Source organism: Algoriphagus resistens, from assembly GCF_001442615.1.
GTDB lineage: Bacteria > Bacteroidota > Bacteroidia > Cytophagales > Cyclobacteriaceae > Algoriphagus > Algoriphagus resistens.
The window spans coordinates 1-15,167 of record NZ_LMXN01000005.1; the positions used below are offsets into that span (position 1 = coordinate 1).

Below are 15,167 nucleotides of genomic sequence, written 5' to 3' on the forward strand. Positions count from 1 at the left end.
TCCCCGAAGCCCAACCCATCGGCTCCGGCCGTGGGTGGGTAATTCACAGTCGTTCCAATCATTTTTATTTATCCAAGAAGCCACCTGTGTAGAATCTGGGGCAATCAAGGTGCGGTTTCTTCTGGATTCATCATAGAGACTTGCCCAATAGTCTTCACCCCAATCTGCCTGATATCCCTGCATTTCGTAATCCGGATCTGATAGTCTTTTACTATGAAACTGAATCCCTGAATTAATGAAACCCTCGTTGCCGGTGAGCTTAATTTTTGCGGTAAGTATAAAGTTATCATAGCTTCTGTCGGTTACTAAAAATTCATTTGTTGGGACCGTTTCAGTCAAGGACCCTCCCACAATCATTCCATCTTCAACACGCCAGGTGTTCATGGTGTCTCCCTGCCATCCTGAAAAACTTTTCCCATCAAACAGAGAAGTGGGAGTATCCACTGATGCTTCACTACATGCAAAAAGGATGAACAGAATGAGCGAAAGTGGTAATAAACTTGATCCCATGGGTAAAGTGGTTGAAGGTGAAAATTAGCTGGCGGACCATACAATTTACAAGATTCATTTCGCAGTCCAGGATTTTTATTGGGGTTTTATATGAAAAATTTTGAAATGTAGAGTGGCAAATAAAATCGCTTTTTTCAAGGCTCTTGGTATTAAAAAGGAGGATTTTAATAAAAAGCGAGGGTTTGGTAGGAGAAGTGTCCTGGCTCAGATTCTCAATCAATTTTTGATTGATCTCAAAAAACTTTGGGGTTAGCTAAATCCGGAGGTGCAGAGGACTTCGTAATTGAGTCCATAGTACCTGATTTATCAAAAAGGGACTAAAGATAAGTCTCATAAAAACCATAACCGGATTATTAACCTAAACAATCAGAAAAATGAAAAATGAACTATTCAAGCCTCAGGGACTGGTCAAAAATGCAAACCGCAGACAGTTCCTTAAAGCAGGCTCACTTTCGGTAGCTGCTGCCGGATTAATCATGGTAGGCTGTAAAGATGTGGAAGATAGGGATCCAATTCCTCCGATGGAAGGGGTAATGCTTGGCTCAGGTGATATTGGGATTTTGAATTATGCGTATGCTTTAGAACAGTTGGAAGCAGCATTTTATGCCGCTGTGATGCAAGGAAGTTATTTTGCCAATGCAAGTGCGGAGGAAAAAACCATTATGGGGGATTTAGAGAAGCATGAAAGAGCCCACAGAGAGTTTTTCAAAGCAGCACTAGGTGACGCGGCAATCGCTGACCTGGAGGTTGATTTTAGTGCCATAGATTTCAGCAACAGAACATCTGTCCTGGGAGCTGCAAAGACTTTTGAAGACTTGGGGGTTGCTGCCTACAATGGAGCAGGACAATACATAGAGAATGTCGATTACCTGTTGATCGCAGGTAAAATTGTTTCAGTAGAAGCCAGACATGCTGCTGCGATCAGAGATTTGATTAACCCAGGCTCTGCCGATTTTGCAGGAGATGATCTGATCGATGCAAATGGCCTTGAGCGCACCCTGAATTTTACTGAAGTATTGACCGCAGCCAGCTCATTTGTCACCACACCGATTGACTTCAGTCAGTTGCCATCCTAATCCACCACTTTAAACAACACAGATATGAACTTATTAAATTTGCTTGATAAAATGTGCCCGGATACCAATAGTCCGGAAGAGAAAGAAATGTTTTTCTCCAGAAGAGAGGCTTTCCGCCAGTTTGGAGACATGAGTAAGAAAGTAGCGATGGCTGCCGTTCCACTTGGGATTCTGTCGGCTTTGCCGAAAGTGGCAAAGGCGGATACCGCAAGTTTGATCGGTGTATTGAATTACGCCTTAACCCTGGAGCATTTGGAGTACAGGTATTACCAGATGGGTATTGAGTCAGGAGTAATTGACGGAGCTGATTTGGCGATTTTCACCAAAATCAGAGATCATGAATTGGCTCATGTGAATTTCTTGGACGAGGTGATTTCCAACGTGCTTATGGGATCGCCGGTCCCGGAACCGGAATTTGACTTTACTGCTGGTGGCAACTTTATGCCATTCGATGATTATCCTACGTTTTTGGCGCTATCCCAGGCGTTTGAAGATACGGGGGTAAGAGCATATAAAGGGCAGGCTGGAAATGTAATGGAAAATGATGTGGTGTTGACAGCTGCACTTTCTATTCACTCGGTAGAAGCCAGACATGCTTCAATGGTTAGAAGATTAAGGACCAGAAAAGGTCAGGATGACGTAAAAGGTTGGATTACCAATGACTCCAGAGGATCCCTTCCAGAACCTACGCAGGCTATCTATGCTGGAGAAGAAAATGTGACACACGGGGGTGTAAATGTAGTTAATCTCACCGGTATAGATGCGGGGGCAGTATCCGAGGGATGGGATGAGCCACTTAGCAAAGAAGCTGTGCTGGGAATTGCCTCACTTTTCCTGGCTTAACAAAAATACATTAGTTGGGGTTGAGTGGTTTGATGTCACTTCCGCTTGGGAGTGGCATCTTTTTTTTACCACTGCGGTCGCAGAGTTGTCCGAAGACAGTGCAGGTCATTGGATAGCTCGTTGTCCTGCTTCTCCAGAAACTGGACTTTTGTAAAGAATGTAAGCTGGTAATTTTAGATCTCAATTTTATATAAGCTGCAGGGTTGTAATTCAGGATAATCTATGAGGTCAGGATGCTCAAAATCATATTCATGTTCCATTCCTATTTTTTGCATCACGCGGATGGAAGCCATGTTTTTCGTTGAGGCGAGGGAATAGACTTTTTTTATTCCTAATTTTTTCGCGTGAACAAGACATCTTCCAGCTCCTTCACTTGCGTAGCCTTGATTCCAATACTCTTTCCTGATCCGCCAGCCAATATCGACGCAAGGCGTGAAGTCGGCTTGGAAAGTTTTTGTGCCAAGTCCAATCATACCTAAGAATTGCCTGTTTTCCAGTAGTTCAACAGCGAAATAACAATGATTCCGTTCAGCATAGAGTCGGGCCATTCTATCCATTAAAGCCTGCGATTCTTTCTCGGACAAAGGATGCTGAAAGAAAGTCATCGTCTCTTTATCAGCGTTCATTTCGCTAAAAGCGGGTAAATCTGAAGGGAGCCAGGTGCGGAAACCAAGTCGTTGGCTTTGGAAGAGGTAAGGTGAATCCATGGCTGAATTTAAGGGTTTGTAGAAAATCTTACGTGAAAAGTTTGATTTTCAATTTTAGTTTGTAGTTTAGTGTCATAATACACTATGACACTATGTCTATTTCAATTGAAGATTTGAATTTTTCCTATCCAAAATTTGATCCCTTATTTAAGCGATTGCACTGGTCAGTCCCGCAAGGATCAGTGGTAGGGCTTCTTGGCAAAAACGGATCAGGAAAATCCACCCTGTTACATTTGCTTACAGGATTACTTTTTCCTAAAAACGGGTCCATCAAGGTTGATTCCTGGTGCCCTAAAGACAGGAAGCCGGTATTTCTTGAAGACGTTTTTCTGCTTACTGATGATATGGCCTATTCTGGGTCAATGCGTATTGCCACTTATGAGAAGGTGATGGGTGCCTTTTATCCAAAGTTTAATTCATCAAGGTTTTATCAAATACTCGGGGATTTTGATTTGAAAAGAAAAACCAAGATGAATAAGCTCTCACTGGGAGAGCGGAAAAAAGTGTTTTTGTCTTTTGCGCTAAGTACGAACTGCCGATTCCTGTTTTTCGACGAGCCTACCAATGGATTGGATATCCCTTCCAAAAGTGCCTTCAGAAAAATAGTGACAGGCAATCTTCATGAAGACCAAACCCTGGTTATCTCCACCCATCTGGTGGCAGATGTGGAGAAATTGATTGATCGGGTGGCGATTTTGAACAATGGGGGGATACAATTGGATGCTGATTTATTGGACTTGTCGGATCATTTGCAATTCAGTTTAGCCATAAATGCTCCACAGGATGCGCTGTATGTGGAGAAATCCGGAACCGGATATCGGTTCATCAGGGCAAGGGCATCGAACGAAGTACAGACGCAAGTACATCTGGAACTACTGTTCAATGCCGTGATTGGCAATAATTTGGACGAAAGTTCAATTTTTCAAACTAAAAATCCAGAAATGCTATGAGAAATAATTCAATAGATTTTCATCGTTTTCAAAACCTGTTGCGAATTGAGTGGGCATTTCAGAAGAGGTTTTATCTGATGGGCTCAAGTGGGATTTTCTTAATAACCTTTGGAGTTTTTTTAACAATTTGGTTTAATCAATATTCAGGATTTATATGGCGTTCAGTGGACTATAATTCTATCTTTTTTGGAGGGTTTATTTTTCTATCGGTTTTCGGGGTCAGTCAGAGTTTTGTGGATTTGAGGGAGAAGAAGATGGCTATCCGTTATCTTGCCTTGCCTGCCAGCCCTATGGAAAAGTACCTCCTGCAGGTCTTTCTTCGCTTATTCTTACCCCTAATTCTTTATCCCGTTGTTTTTTGGCTTGGGGCAAATTTGTCAGTAGATGTATATTATTTTATTCAACATTCGCTTCTGGAAAAAACAGAACTTCCAGAAATAGAAAAGGTGGAGGTTTTGCATTTGTATTGGATTCCAACGACAAACATGAACATGGTATACTGGGCCGTTTTTGGATTAACCTTTTCAATTCCTACACTTATGTTTATGGGTGGGATAGTATTTGGTAAATGGAATTTTATTATGATGCCAGTTGCTGTCGTAATAATACTTGCTTTGTTTTTAGGAAGCTTTTTTGGGTTGAGTTGGTTTGTAAATGCCAGCCCGTTTGGCGCAGGTGGTAATTATTCTATCCGAATTGATAATCCGGAGGTAATGGATGGTGTACCCTTATTGATATTTATTTCATCGATTTTGGTTTGGCCAGCCTTGTTTCTGACATTACTGCTGCCCTATCTCAAACTCAAAGAACGAGAGGTTTAAGATGGATTTTAACGATACTAAAAACATTTTCCTTCAGATCCGGGATTGGGTGGCTGACCAGATTCTTCAGGGAAAAATCATTGCTGGAGAGAAGATCCCCTCGGTAAGAGAACTGGCTGTAGATATGGAGGTAAACCGCAATACCGTTATGCGTAGTTATGCGCTGATGGAAGAGGAGGGAATCATAGAGAACAAGCGGGGAATCGGTTTTTTCGTCGCTGCTGACGCAAAAGTTAATCTACTCAAGATGCAAAAGCGGAGTTTTTTGAAAGACGAGCTTCCTGCTATTCTACATAAGGTAGAAGTACTCAAACTCAATTCCGAGGATTTGCAAATCCTTATCCAAACCATTCAATCCAACGACCATGAAAACCAGTAATAAAATCATCATTTCCTTTTTGACGTTTGCCTGGCTTAGCCTCATGGCTTCGCTGTTGATTTCCCATCAATTTGCCGATTATGATAAAATTCCTGGAATGAGGAGAGTTGTCAAGAAAATGAATCCTCTGGAGGATTTTACTGTAGTAAAAATTGAAGATGCTGTTGTTTTGAAAATTGTCCCTGGAGATAGTAATCAGTTAAGTTACGACGAACTCTTCGGTGCAGATATAGATTCATCGGAAGCTGAGCCTACCCAGAACTTTAGTGTGAGAGACGACACACTTTTCATTGCAAGTCTGAGCCGGGGAAATTATGAGGGATATGTTTTGTGCGTAAATAATATGAAGCATCTGATTGTGGATAATGCCGCCGAAATTGATTTGGCAGGCTTTAATCAAGATTCTCTTCTAATCACCTCCGAATACAATAATGTGACAATTTCGAAAAATTCTGGATTCTCTTATCTGTATTTGAAATCAGGACAAAAATTCGATCTAACCTTTAAAGCCGTGAAAGAATTTGGAATGGCTCTCTCGGAGACTAATTGTAATGTTTTTGGTGATATCGAGGAGATTTCGGGAACAGTTGGCAATTATGCGAGACTAGGTATTCCTAGGGAAACAGGCAAGGTGAATGTTGATACCTCGATCAATGGGAAAATGCATTTCGTATTTAAATAGGCCCTGAATTTTAATTTTCAATCAATTGATTGGCTTAGCCGCTATAACTTTTAAATAACCAACCATGAAAAAGATTTTTGTACTACTGTTTCTATTGTCATCACTGAATTGTTTTGCCCAGCAAGTAGAGAAATTTAACCTAGGGTTTGAACACCAAAAAGAGGGAAATACACTTTCAGATGACTGGGGTAAATGGGGTGATTACAAATTGAGTATTGATTCTTTGGCATTTTCTGGGATAAAGTCGGGAAAAATAGCATCAACTGGTGTTGAAAACGCCTTCGGTTGTATCGCTTACAGAATTCCGGCCCATTATTCAGGTGATGTCATTAAGCTTGAGGGTTATATGAAGATCAACAATGTTGAAAATGGATTTGCGGGATTGATGCTAAGAATCGATGGGAACGGGAATACGCTTGCATTGGACAATATGCAAAACCAACAGGTGATAGGAACCAAAGATTGGCAGAAGTACAGTGTTACCCTCGCTTACCCGGAAGATGCGGAGTACATATATGTTGCAGGAATACTAGTTGGGAAAGGAGAAGCTTGGTTTGATGATTTTCAGGTAACTGTTGATGGCAATGATATACAAACAATAGAATTACCTAGGGCTATAACAGACCATGGGTTTGACAATGGTTCTCTTATTGAATTTGGAAAATTGACTCTCGATCAGATCGAAAATTTGGAGTTGCTGGGAAGAGTCTGGGGATTTTTGAAATATCATCATCCTGAAATAGCAAAGGGAAATTATAACTGGGATTATGAATTGTTTAGATTTTTACCAAAATATTTGGACGCTACTGATGCGAATGAGAAAACGCGGCTCTTAATAGACTGGATCGGTACTCTCGGTACCCTAGAAGAATGTACAACATGTGAGACTTCTGCCAAGAATAAATTCATATTAACCGATTTTGAATGGGTTGAGGAGCAGCCGGAAAAGCTGAGAAATACACTGCTAGCTGTCTATTCCAGTCGCCCGCAGAACGGAAACTTCTTCGTGAAAATCAATTCCAATAATGGGAGACCTGATTTCAAGAATGAAAATATGTATTCAACTATGGCTTATCCAGATCAGGGGTTTAGGCTTCTGTCACTTTTCAGGTATTGGAATATGATCAATTACTTCTTTCCCTATAAGTATCAAATGGATAGGGAATGGAAGCTTGCACTAAAAGAATTTATACCAGGTTTTCTAAATGCTGGAAATGAACTGGAGTATGAATTGGCTGTACTTGAAATAATCGAATATATCCAGGATTCACATGCCTATCTGGGGGGAGCAGCGGATAAAATTTATCAGTGGAAGGGAGAGAGATTCCCACCTGTTAACGTTGATTTTGTGGAAAACAAATTAGTAGTGACAGGATTCCATAATGATGAATTTAAAGAGAGAACGGGGCTTCAATTGGGTGATATTATCACTGAAGTGAATGGGGAAAGAATTGAGCAGCTTATAGAAAGTAAATCTAAATATTATCCCGCATCAAACCTTCCAGTTAAGTATAAAAGCATGTCTATGGATCTTTTACGCTCAAATTCCAGTGAAATTTCGATTACATATTTAACAAAAGACCTTAAAGAGCATATGGAGACAATTCAATTGTATGCTTACGAAGACCTGGATATGCATTCAGATGATAATCTGGAAACGTTCAAGATGCTAGAGGATTCTATTGGGTATTTTACTGTTGAGACTATTAAAGAGGAGCATGTTTCCAAGTTTAAGGATTATTTAAATGAAACTAGAGGTCTTATAATTGATCTGCGTAAATACCCAGCCCTCAATGTAGCCCACAAGTTAGGAGCGTACTTTGTTTCTTCCCCAACCCCTTTCGTGAAGTTTAGTATTGGAATGGTGGAGAACCCAGGAGAGTTTTACTTGACAGATGAAATATTCCTCCAAAGCGAGACTGACCCATATAAAGGAAAAGTGGTTGTGTTGGTAAATGAAATAACAATCAGCCGGGGTGAATTTTTGGCAATGGCACTGCGGGCAGGGGACAACACCACAATAATCGGGAGTACGACAGCCGGAGCAGACGGAGAAGTTTCAACTATTTTACTTCCTGGTGGACTCCAGACAAGAATTTCGGGAATTGGAGTGTATTATCCGGATGGAGGCGAAACCCAGCGGATTGGAATTGTCCCTGACATGGTGGTCAAACCGACTGTTGAAGGCATCCGAGAGAACAGAGACGAGCTTATGGAAAAGGCAATTGAAGTGCTATTGAAAGATTAATATTATCTTGGCATGCTTGTCGGGAAATTCACTTATGACAGGGGGTTCTAATTTATGGAATCCTCAATTCTTTTCCTCGCAAACCTTTTCTTCCTTATCAATTTCATGGTCCTGCTAAACGGTCGATTTGAAGGGTATTGTCTATGCGAAGTGATATTGTTGAAAATCAAAGCAACCAGCAGCAAGATCAAAGATCCAGTCAGTACAGGTGAGAGCACATACATATAGCCCAATGCTTTCACTTTTTCAGATCCGATCACGGCGATCAAAGCTGTAGCGCCACCTGGAGGGTGGAGGGTAAGGGTCATCTGCATCAGGACGATAGAAAAGGCTACGGCCAGTGGAGCGGCAAGCCATAATGTCCCAGGAAACAGGAGGTTTACCGTTACACCCACTATTGCGGAAACGACGTGCCCGCCGACAAGATTTCTCGGCTGTGCCAAGGGGCTGCCTATCAGGCCATACACGAGCACACTAGATGCACCGAAGGAGCCGATCAGGAACAGGTTTTCATAGCCATTCAGAGAGTTGCTGTGAAAATAGGTGATCAGTCCAATTCCCACAAAGGCACCCAAGAAAGACCAGAAATGTTCCTTTGCATCTATGAGCGTTTCCTTGTAAAAGACGTAGCGGGAAACACGGATTCCCCGCTGAAAATGTTTCTTCATCTTGATGAAAACTCTAAACTGGTTTTTTGACTAAAACTGAAAAAACCACATCAATTATCCGAAATGATTCAGTTTTGATGTGGTTTTGGCCAAAAATACAGGAAAAATTTCCGGTTTTAGCTATTAATCCGAGGAAATAAAGAGAATTGTTGAAATGATGGTTGTGGGATTTTCACATTCTTTATAAAGGGATTTAGTTAAGTTGAGAATCTAAGAAAGAGATCTGTTAATCTTGTAATTCTACGATTAACTCTATTTCAACTGCCATATTGTTTGGTAAAGCGGCAACACCCACAGCAGATCGGGCATGTTTTCCTTTTTCTCCAAAAATTTCCACCATCAGATCAGAAAAGCCATTGATCACGGCTGGCTGTTTGGTGAAGTCAGGAGCGGAATTGACCATTCCCAACACCTTTACAAACTGCTTGATTCTGCTTAGGTCCCCGGTGGCGGCTTTCAATACAGCAATAATCTCTAAACCCGTTTCCCTGGCTGCCTGATATCCTTCTTCTGCTGATAATTCGGCGCCGACTTTGCCAAAAACATCGGGGCCAGTTCCGGATAAATATAGCATATTATCGACTTGTTTCCATTTTACGTAATTGGCGATGGGAGTTCCAACTTCAGGAAGCTCTAAACCAAGCTTTTTGAGTTGTTCTTCAGGAGATTGGGCAATTGCCAAAGAAGAATAAAACATTAGGAAAAACAAGAGAATGACTTTGGTGCGATACATAGCTTAGGTTTTGTGGTTTCGTATTTCTAAGCTAAGTGATTCTTTTTACTTTTGGTTTTCATACTCTAAAAAGTTGTTCTGATGGACAAGATAGAAATAGTGCCTTTTTCTGCTGATCTAAGCCCTTTCTTCAAATCTATAAACCAAGTTTGGGTTGAGGATCTTTTTTCAATTGAGGCATTTGATCAGGCTCAGTTCGACAATCCTGAAGATACTATCCTTAAGCCCGGTGGCACTATAATTTATGCAAAACTGGGTGAAGAGATTGTTGGAACTGTAGGCTTACACAAAGTCTCTGAGGATATCTATGAACTGATCAAAATGGGGGTGACTGCCAGTGCTCAAGGCAAAGGAGTAGGGATATTATTAGCAAAGACGATTTTGGAGAACGCCAAGGAAATGGGAGCCAAAAAAGTTGTGCTTTACACGCATTCCAAGCTTACTCCTGCCTTAAGGATCTATCAAAAGTTAGGATTTAAACCCGCAGAACCCGAAGAGGGGAAGTATTGCAGATGCGATATAAAAATGGAACTGGATCTATAAATCTCAAATCCCAAATTCCGGTTTACCAGAATCGGAAAGCTTTTTCATTCACTCTGTTTCGGAGGAAGAAGTTGTCCCAAATGTCCGGGGAAAGGTAAATTTCCACTCCCAGGTTCACTGTCATGTAGCCATCATATCGGTGCGTTAAACCTGAACCACGACGGATTCTTCCGCCATTCTTTAGGATTTTATCTACATCTGGGAAGCCATTGTCATTAAGGAAATCAGGGTTACGAACAGCTAACCTCAGGCGGTCTGGGTTATTTCCTGTAACATAATCATCTACCAGATCCAAGTAGAATTCACTGATATTGTAGGCGGAGATATCATCCATGTAATCGGTAAGTGTGAACCTGTAATTTCCTTCCAAGAAGAGGTCCATGTAAACATTGATTTTGTATTTCAGACCCAATCCCATCGGGAATGTGATGATATAACGCTCATAAGGATTGTTTTCCAGTTGAAGGGGTCTAAGATCTACCCATTCGCCGTCCAGTTGAGTCTCTGGATTGTTTGTAGACATCCCTATTCCAGCAAAAATGTACGGATTCCACAAGGATCGATGGATGTTGGGAAGCTTTACGGGAAACCAATAATATTCTACCATGGCTGTAGTCTCCCAGTTCTGCGCTCTAAAATCAAGATTTCTAGCTACTCTATGGGCGCGGGGATCTGACGGGGGATCCTGCCCGGACATTTTGATGTAAGAGAAATCAAGCCGGGCTCTTAAGTTCGTACCAAATGTATAGTGCGCTGCAATGTTGGCATTCCAGTCCGGTTGCACCCCTTCGTTATACTTCCAGAAGGAATACAGTTCACCATAATATTGAGTGGCTCCGGCACTAGCAGAAAATGACCAGGGTTCTTCAAAACGAAAGCGATAAAAGCTCTGGGAATAGACCGACGAAGAGGAAAGGAAAAGAAAAATGATTAGTATCTTTTTCATAGTTGGCCTTCGCCAGATTTTTCTGAAATAGGATTTCAAAAGAAAATTAGGCTAATTTTCCAACTTTTCAAATCCGGATTTAAGATGAAGATCACGCTGAGGGAATGGGATTTCTATTCCTTGCTCACCAAATTTTCTGAAGATTGCATAATATAACTGGCTTTTTAGCACTTTTGGTCTATTTATATATTCTGAAGACCATACCCGAAGAATGAAATTGATGCTGTTGTCACCATAGCTGTCGAAAAGAACATCAGGAGCCGGAGTCTGAAGCACCCCTTTATTTTCATTTGCCGCTTCAATAAGTATATTTTTCACCTTTTCAGGGTCTTCTTTATAAGCTACTCCTACAGGGAAATTGAAGCGGATATTCCGGTCATTGTGAGACCAATTAATCACGGGACTGTCAATAAACTGACTGTTAGGGACAATGATGGTTATATTATCATTTGTGATTATAGTTGTAGAACGCGCAGAAATCCTGATTACATCGCCAGCCACATCACCTACTTCTATTCTATCGCCCACTTTTATAGGCTGCTCGAATAAAATGATTAGCCCGGAGATAAAATTGTTGGTGATATTTTGCAGACCGAAACCAATACCAACACCCAGTGCTCCGGCCAAAATCCCAAAAGCACTTAAGTCAACCCCATTGGTTTGTAAGATGGAAAATACTCCCGCTAAAATCAGGATGTATTTGACTATCATGCCGATAGAGGACCGTGTGCCCGCCTCAATCTTATACCGTGTTAAAACCTTGTGAACCAGCAATCTCCGTATCCATTCAGCAATAATGAAAAGAACTACAAAGGATATAATTAAGGTGAAAATCAATCCAACAGTAAGTCTGGAATCTCCCAGACTCACCAGACTGTGATTGAGAATTTGCTCAACCCACTCTATAAAGCCTGATGTTTTTTCCTTTGCTACCTCTTTGATTCCGTCTTGCATATGTATAAATGTGCCGATTTAGGATATTCCATTCAGAGAGAATCCGAATAGGCTTTTAATCTAATACATTTCTATTAGAACTTACAAAAGGATAGATTGTTCTTATGGACTGTGAATAGAACGACCTTGAAATTTATTGATTCATTTTGGCTAATTTTGAAGCATGAGTAAGCAAAAAGAAGAGCTGGAGCATAGACTAAAGCTTAGAAATATTAAACTCTCGGATTACGATGATATCCGGGAAATCATGGTTTCCATTTATAAAAACCAAGGAGGTGCTTGGACTAAAGAGGAGCTCAAAAACCAACTGAAAGTCTTTCCGGAAGGACAGATCGGCATCGAGGACAACGGTAAACTTGTAGCTGCTGCTATGAGTATTGTCGTGGACTATATGAAGTTTGGCGACAACCACACCTATGATCAGATTACCGGTTTTGGAAAATTCGATACCCACGATATAGATGGGGACACGCTGTATGGAACGGATGTGTTTGTCCATACTGATTATAGGGGGATGCGGCTTGGTAGACGTCTTTATGATGTTCGGAAAGAACTATGCGAAAACCTAAATCTGAGATCCATCATCGCGGGAGGGAGAATTCCTGGCTATAAAAATTATGCGGAGGAAATGACTCCGCGTAAGTACATAGACCTGGTGAAAAACAAGGAAATCTACGATCCGGTGCTGTCTTTCCAGATAGCAAATGAATTTCATGTAAGGAAAGTGATTACGAAATATTTACCTTCTGACACAGATTCCAGAGCTTATGCGACACTCCTCGAATGGATCAATATCTATTATGAAAAGGATGAGAAGCTAATCGGTAATGTAAAGTCCATCGTACGTCTGGGATTGGTCCAGTGGAAAATGCGTAGGTTCTCGAATGTAGATGATCTGATGCAGCAAGTGGAGTTTTTTATTGATACTGTCTCTGGCTACAAATCGGATTTCTGCTTACTTCCGGAGTTTTTCAATGCCCCACTTTTGGCTGAGTTCAATGACATGGATGCATCGGAGGCAATTAGGAATCTTGCAGATTATACCGATGAAATAGTGAGTCGGATGAGTGACCTGGCGGTGTCTTACAACGTGAATGTGATCGCAGGTTCCATGCCCGAATACGATGGGAAAAAACTTAGGAATGTGAGTTATCTCTGCCGTAGAGACGGGACGCAGGACAAACAATACAAGCTTCATATCACACCGGATGAGGCATCCTATTGGGGGCTACAGGGAGGAAATGGGATAAATGTATTTGATACCGATGCCGGGAGAATAGGGATTCTGATCTGTTATGATATTGAATTTCCCGAGCTCGGAAGAATTCTGGCAGAGCAGGAAATGGATATTTTGTTTGTGCCATTTTGGACAGATACCAAGAATGCTTTCCTACGCGTAAATACCTGTGCAAAGTCCCGCGCGATCGAAAATGAGTGCTATGTGGCGATAACCGGATCTGTAGGTAATCTCCCGAAAGTAGAGAATATGGATATACAGTATTCTCAGGCGGCCATTTATTCTCCTTCAGATTTCTCTTTTCCCCATGATGCTGTAGTGGCAATGGCTTCAGAGAATGAAGAAACCATCATCGTAGCAGATGTGGATTTGGATCTTTTGACCAAGCTACGAAAAGCAGGAAGTGTACGAAACCTAGAGCAGAGAAGGCTCGACCTTTATTCAATCCAATGGAAACAGAAAAAATAGTAGCTGATTACTTTGCCCATTTACCTGAGGGAATTTGGGAAAGGGCAGCAAACATAAAACTTCTCATCACTGACATAGATGGAGTAATGACGGATGGCGGTATTATCTATGATGATAATAAGCTGGAATTTAAAAAATTCAATGTAAAAGATGGCTTGATTGTCTATCACCTTCGCAAAAGCGGTCTGATGGTCGGGGCAATCACAGGAAGAGAATCCTATGTGGTGCAGAACCGCTGCGAAGAACTCAAATTTGATTTCCATTATCACGGCGTGAAAAACAAAGCTAAGAAGTTTGAAGAAATCTTGGAGACACTTGAGCTTCAGGCGGAAGAAGTCGCTTTTATTGGTGATGACTTGATCGATCTTCCTATTTTGGCGCGAGTTGGTTTGGCAGTAGTACCGCACGATGCGCTGGAATATGTGAAGCCTATAGCCCACTACGTTTCCCGCTTCAAAGGTGGAGAGGGTGTATTCCGTGAAGTGGGAGATATTCTTCTGCATGCCAACGAACAATTAGTCCCATTGATTGAAACTTTATCCCAAAAGGAAAATGCAAAAAAATAACAAACCCATGCGTATCACAGATTCCATAATACTTGGTGAAGAAAAACCAGTTTTGTTTGCTGGCCCATGTGCAGTGGAGAGTTATGATATTTGTCTGGAAATAGGAACCAAAACCAAGGAATGGGCAGAGCAGCATGGATTCTCTTATGTGTTCAAGGCCTCTTTTGACAAGGCGAATAGGACATCTTCCAGCTCATTCAGAAGCATAGGCATGGACAGGTCACTGGAGGTTTTGCAGCGTGTGGGAAATGCACTCAACGTGCCTCTTGTTACCGATATCCATGAAAGTTATCAGGTGAAGGATGTAGCAGAAGTGGTGGATGTGTTACAGATTCCTGCATTTCTCTGTCGGCAGACGGATTTACTAATAGCCGCAGGTGAAAGTGGAAAGGCTGTCAAAATCAAGCGTGGACAATTTATGGCCCCAGAAGACATGCAATATGCGGTGAGCAAGGTAAGATCTACAGGAAACGAGAATGTCTGTCTTACTGAGCGAGGTTTTTCTCTTGGCTATCACAATCTGGTAGTGGACATGCGCGGCCTTCCGATTATGCGGCAGTTTGCACCGGTAGTTTTCGATATTACGCACTCAGTACAGCAGCCGGGTGGACAAGGTGGTAGTAGTGGGGGACAGCGGGAATTCGCTCCGGTTTTGGCAAGGGCAGCGGCGGCTACCGGGATTGACGGCTTCTTTATAGAAACTCATCCTGAACCTTCCAAAGCTCTTAGCGATGGACCAAATCTGATTCCGCTCCACAAAATGGGTGAGTTTCTGGAGATGCTGAAAGATGCCTGGACGCTGGGTAGAAAATATCAGGATTTTGAAGTTGAATAAC

At 41.7% G+C, this 15,167-nt stretch carries 17 protein-coding genes; 11 read left to right on the forward strand and 6 right to left on the reverse strand.

The window, feature by feature from the left end; genetic code table 11:
* The coding region (locus tag AS141_RS10590) for a 3-keto-disaccharide hydrolase (RefSeq protein ID WP_057937641.1) at window positions 1–510 on the reverse strand (510 nt) is incomplete at its 3' end.
* Window positions 511–884: 374 nt separating this feature from the next.
* Here AS141_RS10590 and AS141_RS10595 point away from each other — a divergent pair.
* Both AS141_RS10595 and AS141_RS10600 read left to right on the forward strand, forming a co-directional pair.
* Window positions 885–1,586, forward strand: coding sequence for a ferritin-like domain-containing protein (locus tag AS141_RS10595; protein WP_057937642.1), 702 nt, complete (start codon window positions 885–887; stop codon window positions 1,584–1,586).
* Window positions 1,587–1,610: 24 nt separating this feature from the next.
* The gene (locus AS141_RS10600) at window positions 1,611–2,429 is read left to right on the forward strand and encodes a ferritin-like domain-containing protein (RefSeq protein WP_057937643.1); all 819 of its coding nucleotides are present in this window, start codon (window positions 1,611–1,613) and stop codon (window positions 2,427–2,429) included.
* A 173-nt stretch (window positions 2,430–2,602) separates the two neighbouring features.
* Here the strand turns inward: AS141_RS10600 and AS141_RS10605 are convergent, their stop codons facing one another.
* Window positions 2,603–3,136: a GNAT family N-acetyltransferase gene (locus tag AS141_RS10605; protein WP_057937644.1), complete on the reverse strand. Its 534-nt coding sequence runs from the start codon at window positions 3,134–3,136 to the stop codon at window positions 2,603–2,605.
* Between the two features lie 92 nt (window positions 3,137–3,228).
* Between AS141_RS10605 and AS141_RS10610 the strand changes: the two genes are divergently transcribed.
* From AS141_RS10610 to AS141_RS10630, 5 genes are all read left to right on the forward strand, one after another.
* The gene (locus AS141_RS10610) at window positions 3,229–4,086 is read left to right on the forward strand and encodes an ATP-binding cassette domain-containing protein (RefSeq protein WP_057937645.1); all 858 of its coding nucleotides are present in this window, start codon (window positions 3,229–3,231) and stop codon (window positions 4,084–4,086) included.
* Entirely contained in the window at window positions 4,083–4,907 is an 825-nt protein-coding gene (locus tag AS141_RS10615) for a hypothetical protein (protein WP_057937646.1), read from the forward strand. Before AS141_RS10610 ends, AS141_RS10615 begins: the two co-directional genes overlap by 4 nt.
* Window position 4,908: 1 nt before the next feature.
* Window positions 4,909–5,286 carry a GntR family transcriptional regulator gene (locus AS141_RS10620; protein ID WP_057937647.1) on the forward strand — a complete coding sequence of 126 codons (378 nt, stop codon included), beginning with the start codon at window positions 4,909–4,911 and terminating at the stop codon, window positions 5,284–5,286.
* Complete coding sequence (locus tag AS141_RS10625; RefSeq protein ID WP_057937648.1) at window positions 5,273–5,968, forward strand: hypothetical protein; 696 nt, start codon at window positions 5,273–5,275, stop codon at window positions 5,966–5,968. Before AS141_RS10620 ends, AS141_RS10625 begins: the two co-directional genes overlap by 14 nt.
* Window positions 5,969–6,032: 64 nt before the next feature.
* Window positions 6,033–8,216 (forward strand): S41 family peptidase, encoded by a 2,184-nt coding sequence (locus tag AS141_RS10630; RefSeq protein WP_057937649.1) that lies wholly within the window; start codon window positions 6,033–6,035, stop codon window positions 8,214–8,216.
* A 47-nt stretch (window positions 8,217–8,263) separates the two neighbouring features.
* On the opposite strand, the gene AS141_RS10635 is transcribed toward AS141_RS10630, so the two are convergent.
* Together AS141_RS10635 and AS141_RS10640 are read right to left on the reverse strand one after the other, a co-directional pair.
* Window positions 8,264–8,884 (reverse strand): HPP family protein, encoded by a 621-nt coding sequence (locus AS141_RS10635; RefSeq protein WP_057937650.1) that lies wholly within the window; start codon window positions 8,882–8,884, stop codon window positions 8,264–8,266.
* Between the two features lie 226 nt (window positions 8,885–9,110).
* Window positions 9,111–9,617, reverse strand: a complete 507-nt coding sequence (locus AS141_RS10640) for a RidA family protein (protein WP_057937651.1) — start codon at window positions 9,615–9,617, stop codon at window positions 9,111–9,113.
* A gap of 81 nt (window positions 9,618–9,698) precedes the next feature.
* Here AS141_RS10640 and AS141_RS10645 point away from each other — a divergent pair, with 81 nt between their 5' ends.
* On the forward strand, window positions 9,699–10,160 hold the full coding sequence (locus AS141_RS10645) for a GNAT family N-acetyltransferase (protein ID WP_057937652.1): 462 nt from the start codon (window positions 9,699–9,701) through the stop codon (window positions 10,158–10,160).
* Window positions 10,161–10,182: 22 nt separating this feature from the next.
* Here the strand turns inward: AS141_RS10645 and AS141_RS10650 are convergent, their stop codons facing one another.
* Both AS141_RS10650 and AS141_RS10655 read right to left on the reverse strand, forming a co-directional pair.
* Window positions 10,183–11,106, reverse strand: a complete 924-nt coding sequence (locus tag AS141_RS10650) for a DUF6089 family protein (RefSeq protein ID WP_057937653.1) — start codon at window positions 11,104–11,106, stop codon at window positions 10,183–10,185.
* Window positions 11,107–11,157: 51 nt separating this feature from the next.
* Window positions 11,158–12,060 (reverse strand): mechanosensitive ion channel family protein, encoded by a 903-nt coding sequence (locus tag AS141_RS10655; protein ID WP_057937654.1) that lies wholly within the window; start codon window positions 12,058–12,060, stop codon window positions 11,158–11,160.
* A 163-nt stretch (window positions 12,061–12,223) separates the two neighbouring features.
* Between AS141_RS10655 and AS141_RS10660 the strand changes: the two genes are divergently transcribed.
* From AS141_RS10660 to kdsA, 3 genes are read left to right on the forward strand one after another with little or no spacing between them, the layout of a single operon-like run.
* Window positions 12,224–13,765, forward strand: a complete 1,542-nt coding sequence (locus tag AS141_RS10660) for a carbon-nitrogen hydrolase family protein (RefSeq protein ID WP_057937655.1) — start codon at window positions 12,224–12,226, stop codon at window positions 13,763–13,765.
* On the forward strand, window positions 13,747–14,331 hold the full coding sequence (locus AS141_RS10665) for a KdsC family phosphatase (RefSeq protein ID WP_057937656.1): 585 nt from the start codon (window positions 13,747–13,749) through the stop codon (window positions 14,329–14,331). Before AS141_RS10660 ends, AS141_RS10665 begins: the two co-directional genes overlap by 19 nt.
* Entirely contained in the window at window positions 14,318–15,166 is an 849-nt protein-coding gene (kdsA, locus tag AS141_RS10670; RefSeq protein ID WP_057937657.1) for a 3-deoxy-8-phosphooctulonate synthase, read from the forward strand. Before AS141_RS10665 ends, kdsA begins: the two co-directional genes overlap by 14 nt.
* The last annotated feature ends 1 nt before the right edge of the window (window position 15,167 follow it).